An 11,403-nucleotide genomic window follows, 5' to 3' on the forward strand; every position below is an offset into this window, starting at 1 on the left:
AATATGGACGCTCCTGTCAACTGGCTGGGTCTCTGGCGCGACGCTGTCTTCGGCTCTAGTGGCAACCGGCGAACAAGCTGAAAAGGAATATATGAAGAACGACATCAACTTCGATTCGGTTGACCAAGGACGAACCCTCCTTATGGGTGGCGGCCAAATCTCCGCAGAGGATTCCGCGCCACGACCATCGGGGGCAGAACAGGCGCTCCTAGCGCAGCTCGAGCTCTCCAGGTACAGAGAAACGAAGGCCCGCAAGGAACTGGCGCAGGTTCGGACTGACAACTCAAGACTCAAAGACTCCTTCGACGCTTTCCGTGACGACGTAGAAAAACGCTTAGGCATTCAACTCGTAGTCAACTCTGCCGAGCAAGACCATTTCCGGCGGATCATTACGGATCTTGAGGCCAGCTTACTGACGGAAAAAGTGACTTTTGAGCAACAGCAGGAGGAATATTCCGCGCTCAATACCGGGCTGTTGCTGAAGGTCGCCGAACTGGAGGGGATTGAGCAAGAACTTAGTTTGGAATCTGGCCGGATGAAAAAGGAAATTGTTTCTTACAGCAAGACCATGGTTAAGAAGGAAGCGTTTGGACGCGACAAAGCCAGACGCCTGGATACCGCATTGACGGTCCTGGCCCAGGAGCGTTCGAGAATCCAGAGCCTGCAGGAGTCAAGCTCTATGCGAATTGGCAGGCTTATCACATCTTCGCTTAAGAGTCCGTGGTCTGCGTTTGCTCTGACCTGGCGCCTGCCTAGAATGATCTTTTCAGAAACAAAGAAGAATACTGGGGAAACGGAAAAATGAGCCAAGCAGAACATGGCCTCGACTACGCATACTCGGAGATCGCAGCGTCCGAACGAAATTCCATACTGCTAATGGATATACGAAATCTTCAGCAGGATAAAGACAACCTTGAGGTACGACTCGAAGAACTTGAAGATCTCTTGGAGCAGACTGCGCTAGGCCAGAAACAATCTCTCTCTTCCCTCCGCGCTGACAGAGACGCGCTTCTGGGGTCACTGACTGTCATGCGCGATCGGCTCGATCTGGCCCACAAGTCGCAGAACGACGGTTCCAAGGGTGATGTGAAGTCTGAAGCCACCTCATGGAGGAGGCCCGAAACCCAGGACGTTTCCGGCCTCCGCGTCGCCGCAATCATGGACGAGTTCACAACGCACGCCTTCACCAAAGCATGCAGCCTCTTTCCGCTATCGGTGGAGAACTGGGAATCAGATATCGTAGCGGCATCGCCGAATCTGCTTTTGGTTGAATCCGCATGGGAAGGTAACGGAGGGGCGTGGCGGGGGAAAATCAACCATCTGTCTCCCGAACTCATTGAACTCGTTTCCTGGTGTAAGGCCCGTTCCATACCCACAGTGTTCTGGAACAAGGAAGATCCCGTCCACTTCAATTCCTTCGTTAGTAGCGCATCGATTTTTGATTTCGTATTTACGACGGACTTCGACAGCGTCGAAAATTATAAGAGCAAGTTTGGCCGTGACAGTGTTTTCATACTTCCATTTTTTGGTGAACCAAAACTACACAATCCTGTACAGACGCTTCCAAGGCTTCCAGGGTTCAGCTTTGCGGGAACGTATTACGCCCGCTATCCCGAGCGTCAGCAAAACTTCGAATCAATTATTGACGCGACCAGTGCAATCGGTGACACCGTAATATTCGACAGGCGGTTCGGGGGAACCGACGCAGCCTTCATTTTTCCTGAAAAATATAGCCCCCTTATTCAAGGAAATTTGCCTTTTTCTGAGGTAGAAAAGTCCTACAAAGGCTTTGAATTTGGGATCAACCTGAACTCTGTAAAGCAATCGCAAACCATGTACGCGAGGCGAGCCCTCGATCTTATGGTTTCAAACACTCATGTGGTTAGCAACTACTCGCGCGGGCTCAGGCTTATGTTCGGAGATCTGGTTGTTTCTAGCGATGATGCCAACGAGATTCAGCGGCAAGTCAGGTCACTGCTGGACCCAGCTGATGCAGCAAAGACCTCGGTCCAGGCCGCATACAAGCGCCTGTTGGCGCTCAGGAAAGTGTTGTTGGAACACACAACGGCTAACCGCTTGGAATATGTGGCTGAGAAGATTTGGGGCGGCTCGGTGAAACGACAGCTCCCATGGGTACGAATTGTCGGCCACGCGGACGACAACGAGACGATGGAACAACTCCTAAAGGTGTTTCAGAACCAGTCGTGGACCAACACGCGCCTGACGCTAGTTGTGGGATCTGACGTTGACACGCGGGGGATAGGCGCCAACCAGGGCGTGGAGATCCTTAGGGAATCGGACGCCGACTCCATGTTCGGGCATGAGTTGACCGAAGATGCGGTCGCTTTTCTCAGCACACAGGATGCTTACGGTCCCGACTACATCGCCGATCTGGCGTTGGCCCTTCTCTATAGCGATGCCGAAGTCGTGGGCAAGTCGGAACAGCCTGACGAAGTCGCTCATGACCGAACTCTCGAATACATTTGGACGACGTCAACTCCGATCAGGTCCGGCGTTTGCAGGCCAGAGGCGCTGGGCAAGATCAGCTTGATGGTGTGGCTGAGGGACTGCGACAGTGCAGTGTTTGCGGGGGACAAGGTTCTAGTCATCGACAGGTTCAATTACGGGCGAGAATGTCCCACGGATGAAGCAGTCTTTGACGGCGGATCCCATGTCGACGCGGGTAGGTCGATGAAATCGATCCAACTCGCTGCGGAGGCGATAGTTCCGGCGCTCGAAAGTGCGTTGTTGACTAAGGGGCTACAGGGGGACCAGTTGGCAAACCTGTTCAACCGGAGATCTAGGAGCGAACGTCTGCATATAGATGCTCATATTGATGGTCTCCAGATCCGATCTGATTTGCAGGCATCCAAGCACACGTATGTCTATGCCGGGGAACGGATACCCCGCGACCTACTTCACATTGACGGTGGCAAGCTGACGATTCATCCGATCGCGTCCGCCGGGCTGAAATTGTCTGTCGTCGTTGTCTTCTTTGACCGGGCAGCGAATCGCCTGAACCACGTTGTCCTTAACCCAGGTCAAAATCACGAAGTTGCAGTACCGGAAGAGGCTTCCAGCGTTCTCTTCGGTTTGCGCGCCCAAGGCAGCGGCATTTGTACTCTTCGAGGGATTGCGCTAGAAGGAGTCGAGGTGCCGGCGCATACCGCGCCGCAGCTGATTCGGCCCAAGAAGTTGATTCTGACCAACGTCTATCCTTCGTCGTCCGCCCTGTACCGCAACGGTTTCATCCACAGCAGGGTCAAGGGGTACGAAGACGCCGGCGTCGATTGCGAGGTCTTCTGCCTCAACCCCAGGGCAACCCCTCATTCTTACGAGTTCGAAGGCGTTGATGTGCACGTTGGAGGCGCCGCTGATTTGAAGCGTTTTCTGGAACAGCACAACCTTGATCACGTCCTCGTGCACTTCTTGGACGAACAGATGTGGCCCGTTGTTTCCGACTATGCCAGGTCAGGGCGTGTGACAATCTGGATCCATGGAGCCGAGGTCCAACCGTGGTTCCGGAGGGACTTCAACTACTCCAATGAGGCTGAGCGTTCAGCTGCCAAGGCTTCTAGTGACATTCGAATGGAGCTGTGGAGAAAGGTTTTTGTTGATGTCCATCCCAATGTGCATTTCGTCTTTGTTTCACAATATTTCGCCGAAGAAGTCATGGAGGATGTCGGAATCATCCTCCCTTCAAGTCGCTACTCGATTGTGCACAATTACATTGACACCGAGTTGTTTAACTATATAGAAAAACCCCCCGAATATCGATTCAAAATCCTAAGTATTCGCCCCTTCGCATCTCGTAAATATGCAAATGACATGACAGTGGGGTCGATTCTCTTACTGAGCAAAGAGGATTTCTTCCATAAACTGGATATCAGAATTATTGGCGATGGCGTATTGTTTGATCAGACTCTGGAACCGCTGCGTCTTTTCGAGAATGTGATTATCGAGCGGCGCTTCCTATCGCGATCCGAGATTTCTGCAATTCATAAGGATTATGGTCTGTTTATTACTCCTACGCGAATGGATTCCCAAGGTGTTTCCAGAGACGAAGCAATGTCCTCTGGGCTCGTTCCTGTGACAACCGCAGTAACAGCAATTCCGGAATTCGTTGATCCGTCCTGCGGAGTTCTTGCAGTAGGTGAAGATACCGTGGGAATGGCGGCCGGTATCGCGGAAATTATCCGAAACCCTGAAGCTTTCGTTAGTATGTCCGCAGCGGCAGCAGGACGTGTTCGACGTCAGAGCAGTTACGATCGGACGATCGGAGCCGAACTCAAGATGATGGATTAGGTCAGATTCGCTCGTACGTGTTGGCCGGTATAGGGCCCCGGCCGGAGAGATCCTCCATGAGGTAGTGCCCATTAGCAGCCCTTCGCAGATTAGCTTGGTTAGCGGGCTCTTCAAGGTTCGTGGGGAAATGATTTCGTGTCGTAGCTAAAAAAAGGGCCCGTGGCCCTGCTGGGATGAGTGTGTCTAGCATTCAACCAGGAACAGGACCACGAGCCTTGATTGAGCCTACCGGGGTAGCGGCCGCCGCTGCCACCAGCATCTTCAACCTGCCCGACTACACCGTCATCTCGGCAGCCGTGCTGGAGGACGGCCGGCGCCAGATCATCGTTGAAACGGACCAGCCGCCGGGCTGCCCCAGCTGCGGTGTCGTCGCGACGCGGCGGAAGGAACGTCGCTTCCAGCGGATCCGGGACATCCCGGTCGCCGGCGCCGTGGAGGTCCTCTGGTCCAAGTACCGCTGGTACTGCGAGGAGCCCAAGTGTGCCCGGCTCTCGTTTTTCGAATCCACCGCCCAGGTTCCGCGCCGTGCCCGCTCCACCGGGCGGCTCCGGGACCACGTCGTTGACGCGGTCATCAGCTCCGGCCGGGCCGTGTCCGAGACTGCCGCCGCGTTCGCGGTGTCTTGGTGGATGGTCCGTGCCGCGTTGACCGAAGCCTGCCTCCTCACCCTGCCGGACGTGGATGAGCTCAGCCCGCGGATGCTGGGCATCGATGAACACCGGTTCCGGTCCGTGCGGTACTTCCGGGACCCTGACTCGGCATCTTGGATCCGGCACGAACCGTGGATGACGACCATCGTGGACCTGGACACCGGGCAGGTACTGGGCGTGGTCGACGGCCGGGACCACAAGGGCGTCGGCGACTGGCTCTTCGCCCGGCCGCTTCAGTGGCGTCTGGGGGTGCAGGTCGTCGCGATCGACCCGTCGGCTGCGTTCCGCAAAGCGTTGAGGATGTGGCTTCCGCGCACCGCTGTCGCGGTCGACCATTTCCATCTGGTCTCCCTCGGCAACCAGGCCATGACCGAGGCCAGACAGAACCTGTCCCAGCAGGTCAAGGGCCGCCGCGGCCGCGGCGTCGACAAGGCCTGGGCCCATCGGATGCTGCTCCTGCGGGCTGGCGACGCGCTCTCCGAGAAGGCAGCTCACCGGCTGGCTGAGGTCTTCGCCGCCGACGACCCGACCGGCAAGCTCCAAGCCGTGTGGAAGGTCAAGGAGCAGCTCAGGGTGCTGCTGCGCTCGAACTCCCTGGCCGGCGCTGCGGCCGCGAAAGAGGACCTGAAGGTTTTGGTCGAGGAAGCCGGACGGCCCGAGACAAACAAGCTCTACCGCACGATCTGCCGCTGGTGGAACGAGATCGAAGTCCTCATCGTCACCGGCGCCACCACCGGCAAGGTCGAAGCCAACAACACCGGCATCAAGCACATCAAACGCACCGCACGCGGCTACCGAAACGCCGGCAACTACAAATCGGTTATTCTCATGAGAAGTGCCGCCCGGACGGCGGCATGACACTCATCCGGGAATCCATTTCCCCACGAACCTTGAAGAGCCCCTTACGCCGGGAGGAAATCACACCGCAGCTCGGGCAGCCCGGCGGCTGGCTGGTTTCGACGATGACCTGCCGACGGCCGGCAGCGTCGGTGGTGGAGACGACGCGGTAGTCGGGCAGGTTGAAAAGGATGGTGGCAGCGTCGGCTGCGACCCCGGTAGGCTCGTTCAAGGCTCGTGGTCCTGTTCCAGGTTGAATGCTTAGACACACTCATCCCAGCAGGGCCACGGGCCCTCTTGTCTTCAACGACACGAACTCAATTCCCCACGAACCACGAAGAGCCGGTTATCAACAGCCAGCCTTGGCAGCGTAGAAGAAACCACTCAATCCGCTGCCCGAAATCCCCGCAGCAGCCCAGACACCCTCGAGGGCACCGCATGGTCCGTGCTGCCGAACTGGGGCAGTGAGGGCTGGGACGCCGGATCCTGGCCCTACATCATCTTCGCCGTCACCCGCACCCGCGACAGGACCGGGGAACTGTTCGGCTACGGCACCTACGTCGAGGGTGACACCGCGACCTACTGGTTCCGGTCCTAGGACGCGTGCTTTGAAGCGATTACCGCCGAGGTGTTCTTCCACTGGGCCTCCGGCCAGTCCGACGGACCTGACAACCTCCCCACCACAGCCGCCGAACTGCCCGACCAGGACCGGAAACCCTACCCCGGATGGACTGACTAGAAGCGCTCAGGTGCCCCGGCCACCAACGGCCGGGACACCCCAGCGGCGCGCCACCATCCGTTGACAACATCATTGAGATTTTTCCGGATTCTAGGCGTCCGCTCCACCCCGTCTAGCCCCGGTTCCGCAAGCTCCACCGGGGCCTGCGGTGCGTCAAAGTCGTCTCGTTGTAATCGTTACGGATGCAATGCGAGAGAGGCTTATGGCACAGCATACGACATACCGCATGCATGCCAGTGCATCGTCTCCGCCGTGCCCGCCGCCGATGCGAACAGGCTTGCAACGAGCTGTGCGCACTGCCGGCTCGGCTAGCGCACTATTCTGGTCGGTTGGAGTCGGCACGCTTTCGGCAACATACGTCAGAGATTGGGCCCTGCTCGCTAGGTGAGACAGCTCGGGCCATGCGACAGGCAAAACACTCCAGTGTTATTTCACGGTGAGGGTGCCTTTCATGTTGCCGCGGAAGATGCAGTGGTACGTGTAGGTTCCTGGTTCTGTTGGGGCGGTGAAGGTGCCGGTGCTGACTCTGATGATGGCGTCGAACGCGTTCCCGGTGTCCGCGGTGATGGTGTGCGCTTCGATGTCTTCGTTGGTGACACTGACTGTCGCTCCGGGGCTTACGGATTCCGCACCCTGGTATTGGAAGCCCTTGATCAAAATTTCTGCCGGAGCCGCAGCGGATGAAGTGCCCGGGCTGTTAGTTGAGTCGCGTTATTGCTCAGGCCAATCCGAAGCACCATGTGTTCCGAATCACAATAGGCCAGCGGGATTTCCTCACTGGCCTGATCGAGGAGTGCATTGTGAATCGAACATCTGTAGTGGCCCTTGGGGCCTCAGCCGTTGCTTTAATCGCTGCCACCACCCTGACAGTGGTGCCCGCCCAGGCCCATGATTCCAAATCCGAAGAGAAAACCGTCACCCTGACCGCCAAGCTGAAACAGCTCAATGGCTCCGGAGCCTCAGGCACGGCGACCGCCGTCGTTCGCGGTGAAACGATCAAGCACATCGAGGTGCACGCCAAGGGTCTGACCCCTGATGCCCCCCACGCCCAGCACATCCACTACGGCGAGCAGGCTCTGAACGAGTGCCCCACGCTCGAACTGGATACCAATAACGACGGGCGCTTGAACACCGTGGAGGGCGTTCCCGCTTACGGGCCGGTCGTCGTGTCCCTGAACACGAGCGGCGACACCACGCCAGCGAGCTTCCTTGACGTCACGCGTTTTCCGGTTTCGAAGGATGGCCGCTACAACTACAGCCGCAATAACATCGCGTTCACCGACGTGGGGGGTACGGGTTACCCCGGTACCGGCGGTACGGGCACCGCCAAGCAGATCGCCGAGGCCATCCGCGACGGTGAGGGCGTCCTAGTCATTCACGGATTGGACTACGACGAAAACGGCACGTACAACTTCAGCAACCCGGAAGGCGCCAGCGAGCTGAACCCGGACCTCCCGGCAGAGGCCACCGACCCGGCAGTATGCGGAGTCCTCGAACGCCACTAGCACACCCCTCGGGCCCTGATCCAGCACAGGTGTCCGTGCCGATGCGTGCAATGGGTGCGTACAACATGACTCCGATGGTCCGCCCTGCCGTGTGGGGCGGACCATTGACATGTCCGGGCGCGGCAGCCGCGGCGACGGAAACAGTATTTGGTGAGGCGTGTCGCAGTCAGTGCCATCCGCTACTGGGCCGGATCCGAACGACAGGAGCAAGCTGTTCCGGCCCTCGTGCCCAGGCTGCAGAAAACGGCAGGACGCAGTGGCTCGTTAAGAGATAGCAACACTCGCCGTCGGCACAGGACCTCCCTGCCGGCATCCTTGGCTTCGTCCCTGGCCGCACCAGCCGATACGACCAGCTTGAGTTCGCGGGGCACCAGCCGGGGCGATGCTGATCGGCTTGTTCCAAGGGCGGTACCGCACAACACAACATCTTCTAGCCCTGACCCGCCGGATTTCGACGTCGACGTCCAGGAGTAGCACGAACTAGTTCCACGCATTCTCTTACAGCCGAGTGGCGGCTGGGTATGGACGGGCCGATTACGGGAGAACTCGACGCTGCGCGCTCCCCGGCGTCGGATACGGACGGCCCAGTTTGGCCGTAGGGTGGAGCCCCGCCGAGTGGCCGAGCAAGTTCGTTAAACAATCGGCTTTCAGTCCTCAGGGATCCGAACGGGCCCGGCTGGCGTCGCGGGGACGGCAGGGCACACCGCATGCGCGGCGCCATCAGGGCATGGACTGCGACGGACTAAAGATATCGTTCGTCAGGGCGCTGCTGGCGGGCCAGATTATCCAGGGGCTTAGCCGTTCCAGGTGGCGCTTGGCTATACAGCTTTGAGTTGGGTCCTGAGCCTTTGGAGGCCGTCCCTGATTCTGGATTTGACCGTGGGCAGCGGTACGCAGAGTTTTACGGAGATCTCCCGGTAGGTCAACGAACCGAAATAGGCAAGGACAATGGATTCGCGCTGCAGAGCCGATAGGCATGACAACGAGGCGATGAGGGTCCGGGCGTCCATCTTGTCTGCCACGGCATCGAGGACGCCGTCGTAGGCGTTTGGCGCGGTCGCAGCCCATCGATGGTCACGGGTGCGGCTACTTTGGTTTGCCCGGACTTTGTCGACTGCCCGTCGGTGGGCGATGGTCATCAGCCAGGCCGTCGGAGTGCCAGTGTTCGGCTGGTATTTTGCTGCGTCCTGCCAGACGACGATGTATATTTCCTGGACCACTTCCGCGCTGAGCTCCCGGTCAATGATGACGCGCTGGACCACTCCTGTGACCTGGCGGGATGTGCGGAGGTAGAACTCACGGAATGCCTGATGATCGCCCTGTGCTGTGCGCAGCAGCAGACCGGCCAGAAAGTCCCGGGCCTGGTCGATCGGAGGTGGAACATTCTGGTCAGCTAAACGGGTCATGGCGCCTTCAGATCTGGGAACCGACAACCTCGGGTTGGCTGCGCGGAGAGGGCGGCCAGATGCTCTGCTGTGGTGTCCAGGACCCGGGATCCGCGGCAATTGGAACAGCGGACGGCCACCGCGAGAGTGCCTGCCTGCCGACCCGGAACGGTCGGCGAATCAACCTCGAGGTGCAGGTCGGTGTCACACACTGGGCACCAGGGGCGATTTCCCCGTGGCTGATGCGCGTTCCGGGGTATGTAACTGCTTGACGCTGTGGTCATGGCGGGGTTCACACCACGGCCCGGTAGCTGGTCAGGATGTAGTCTGCAGCCGCCGGTCCCTTCATGCGCAGGCACTGTCCGGGACCGACGCGATGCCTCATCGCGGCCCAGAAGGTGTGCTCCGTCCGAGTGGAGTTGTGGGACACGCTGCACCAGCTGGTGTAGAGGCCAAACAAGGAGTCCCCGTCAAGAGTCGAGTCTGACTCCTGTTCACAATATGTGGCTTCCTGAAGGAACTGGTCGAACTCTGCATAGGCCATGATGGCTCTTCTCAACAAGAGGCGGTGGTCCGCCGTTCGGCTACAGCGGCTTCAAAACTCGGCGCCCTGGATAAGGACGCCAAGCGGAACTGCCGGATCATCGTCCGGCGGAGAAACAAGGCGGAGGCGAATCAACTACTTTCCGGCGCGGGCGCCGGCCGAGCGTGTGTCAGGTGGGGTTGTTGTGGATTCGGTTGCTGGCCTTCGCCAGCCCGCTACCGGCCTGAGCGGCGACGCCCCCGTGGCTGGAGATGAGGGAAACGGCCATCCGCTTGGCCCAAACGGCTGCCTGTCTGTCTCCTTCGACCGCTGAGATAATGGAGCCCTTCGTCAGGATGTGGCAGGACCGCGCAAAAACGTCCGGCTGATCGAGACCCGCCTCCTGGGCGAGAGTTCGCATGAAGGCCCTTACCTGGGCCAGATAGCTGACGGATGCCTCTCCTAAGGGATGGGTGGGGCCCATTTCCAGCATGGTGCTCACGAAGGCGCAGGCCTGGAAGTCATCCCGGCGAAACCACCCGTCCAGAACATCGAAAATCGCCAGCAACTGGGCTGTTGGGTCGTCGGATCTTTTCCTGCATTCAGCGATGATCTGCTCGACAGTAAGGTCCTGATGGCAGTGTTCCAGGAAGGCCAGGACCAACTCATCCTTGGAGGTGAAGTGTCCGTAGAACGTGGCCTTGGCAACCCCAGCGCGCGAAATCAGCTCAGCTACGCCGACATCGCGAATGCCACGCTGTGCGAATAACTCGTAGGAGGCAGCCAATATGCGCTCCCGCGCGCCAACGCGGGACGGACGTGAAGGGGCAGGGGTGCCAATTGGGTCAGCTAAGGAGCTTTGAGAGTGTTCCATCACCAGCAGACACTACATGCAAACCAGACAGACCGGTCAGTACGGTTCAAAATATCCGGCTGGGAAAACCATGCTGCATCCGACCTAAACTGCCGTCACTGGGCTGCGCTCCGCGTCTGAGCTGACACATTCACAAGTACCTGCTACACAGAACCACTGCCGAGTTCCGCCGCCTTGCGATAGCCTCAAAGCACCGGGAAAGCAACCCGAAAAACACGCATCTGTTGCGTCGACCCCTAGAAACCGGTAATTCTGTCGATCGCGACATCGAAACGCTGACCGGGTCGCTGGCCGTACCCGGCTGATCGGCGGAGTGTTCGCTGCCACCGCAGGCGTCATCGCGGCGGCGGTTTGGGCGGACTCCAGCGATGACCCCTCACAGCGATTTGGTTTGAACCGGTGCTTCTTGGAAGCGCGCTCCCAACTACGCCCGGAACCGGGAGGACGCCGGTTTGTCCGTAAGCGTCGATTACCGGGTGTCCGACATGGACTCAGCGGTTACGTCCCGTGGAGTGGTGTAGATCTCCGCAGTTGCGCGTTGCTCCGGTGACGTAGTGAGCCATCGTGCGATGGTCAGTGAGAACC

At 58.8% G+C, this 11,403-nt stretch carries 9 protein-coding genes; 5 read left to right on the forward strand and 4 right to left on the reverse strand.

Translation table 11 applies throughout. The features are described 5' to 3' along the window. The first annotated feature begins 91 nt into the window (after positions 1 to 91). The 3 genes from ACZYZ3_RS17110 to ACZYZ3_RS17120 all read left to right on the forward strand — a co-directional run bounded on the left by ACZYZ3_RS17110 (position 92) and on the right by ACZYZ3_RS17120 (position 5,813). On the forward strand, positions 92 to 805 hold the full coding sequence (locus tag ACZYZ3_RS17110; protein WP_463964999.1) for a hypothetical protein: 714 nt from the start codon (positions 92 to 94) through the stop codon (positions 803 to 805). Beyond that, positions 802 to 4,305: a glycosyltransferase family protein gene (locus tag ACZYZ3_RS17115; protein ID WP_463965000.1), complete on the forward strand. Its 3,504-nt coding sequence runs from the start codon at positions 802 to 804 to the stop codon at positions 4,303 to 4,305. Before ACZYZ3_RS17110 ends, ACZYZ3_RS17115 begins: the two co-directional genes overlap by 4 nt. A gap of 215 nt (positions 4,306 to 4,520) precedes the next feature. Next, complete coding sequence (locus ACZYZ3_RS17120) at positions 4,521 to 5,813, forward strand: ISL3 family transposase (protein WP_463965001.1); 1,293 nt, start codon at positions 4,521 to 4,523, stop codon at positions 5,811 to 5,813. Here the strand turns inward: ACZYZ3_RS17120 and ACZYZ3_RS17125 are convergent. Continuing rightward, a complete protein-coding gene (locus ACZYZ3_RS17125; protein ID WP_463965002.1) occupies positions 5,782 to 6,024 on the reverse strand; it encodes a hypothetical protein in 243 nt (80 codons plus the stop codon). The genes ACZYZ3_RS17120 and ACZYZ3_RS17125 overlap by 32 nt on opposite strands. Positions 6,025 to 6,237: 213 nt before the next feature. Here ACZYZ3_RS17125 and ACZYZ3_RS17130 point away from each other — a divergent pair, with 213 nt between their 5' ends. Further along, positions 6,238 to 6,390 (forward strand): hypothetical protein, encoded by a 153-nt coding sequence (locus ACZYZ3_RS17130; RefSeq protein ID WP_463965003.1) that lies wholly within the window; start codon positions 6,238 to 6,240, stop codon positions 6,388 to 6,390. 567 nt (positions 6,391 to 6,957) lie between these two features. On the opposite strand, the gene ACZYZ3_RS17135 is transcribed toward ACZYZ3_RS17130, so the two are convergent. Further along, positions 6,958 to 7,188 carry a cupredoxin domain-containing protein gene (locus ACZYZ3_RS17135; RefSeq protein WP_463965004.1) on the reverse strand — a complete coding sequence of 77 codons (231 nt, stop codon included), beginning with the start codon at positions 7,186 to 7,188 and terminating at the stop codon, positions 6,958 to 6,960. 143 nt (positions 7,189 to 7,331) lie between these two features. On the opposite strand from ACZYZ3_RS17135, the gene ACZYZ3_RS17140 reads away from it, so the two are divergent. Continuing rightward, positions 7,332 to 8,036 (forward strand): hypothetical protein, encoded by a 705-nt coding sequence (locus ACZYZ3_RS17140; RefSeq protein ID WP_463965005.1) that lies wholly within the window; start codon positions 7,332 to 7,334, stop codon positions 8,034 to 8,036. 818 nt (positions 8,037 to 8,854) lie between these two features. Here ACZYZ3_RS17140 and ACZYZ3_RS17145 read toward each other — a convergent pair. Together ACZYZ3_RS17145 and ACZYZ3_RS17150 are read right to left on the reverse strand one after the other, a co-directional pair. Next, on the reverse strand, positions 8,855 to 9,442 hold the full coding sequence (locus tag ACZYZ3_RS17145) for a sigma-70 family RNA polymerase sigma factor (protein ID WP_463965006.1): 588 nt from the start codon (positions 9,440 to 9,442) through the stop codon (positions 8,855 to 8,857). A gap of 692 nt (positions 9,443 to 10,134) precedes the next feature. Continuing rightward, positions 10,135 to 10,731 (reverse strand): TetR/AcrR family transcriptional regulator, encoded by a 597-nt coding sequence (locus ACZYZ3_RS17150; RefSeq protein ID WP_463965007.1) that lies wholly within the window; start codon positions 10,729 to 10,731, stop codon positions 10,135 to 10,137. Positions 10,732 to 11,403: the final 672 nt, after the last annotated feature.

Source organism: Pseudarthrobacter linnaei, from assembly GCF_055412825.1.